Raw genomic sequence first — 226 nt, 5'->3', positions numbered from 1 at the left:
GGCGCGGGGTGCTGATGCGGGTCAGATGCCCGGTCCCGTCATACCCGTAGTCGCGGTTCAGAAGCGGACTGTTCAGGTGCTGGCTCAGCAGCTGTCCGGCCGCGCTGTAGCCGGTGGTGAGCGTATATTCGCCGAAACGGCGCTGTGTCTCCCGGTGCAGGCGGTCGCGGGTGAGGTCGATAAGCGGGGTGTCGCCGAGCTTCATTCCTGCCAGATAACCGGAGCC

At 65.9% G+C, this 226-nt stretch carries 1 protein-coding gene; it reads right to left on the bottom strand.

The window, feature by feature from the left end; translation table 11 throughout:
- Positions 1-226: hypothetical protein (locus tag OGY09_RS01040; protein WP_286589798.1), on the bottom strand; the 226-nt coding region annotated here is incomplete at both ends.

Source organism: Citrobacter sp. Cpo071 (assembly GCF_030332765.1).
Classification (GTDB): Bacteria; Pseudomonadota; Gammaproteobacteria; order Enterobacterales; family Enterobacteriaceae; genus Citrobacter; species Citrobacter portucalensis.
The sequence above is the reverse complement of the archived record's forward strand: the minus strand, read 5'-3'. Positions and strand labels throughout refer to the sequence as shown.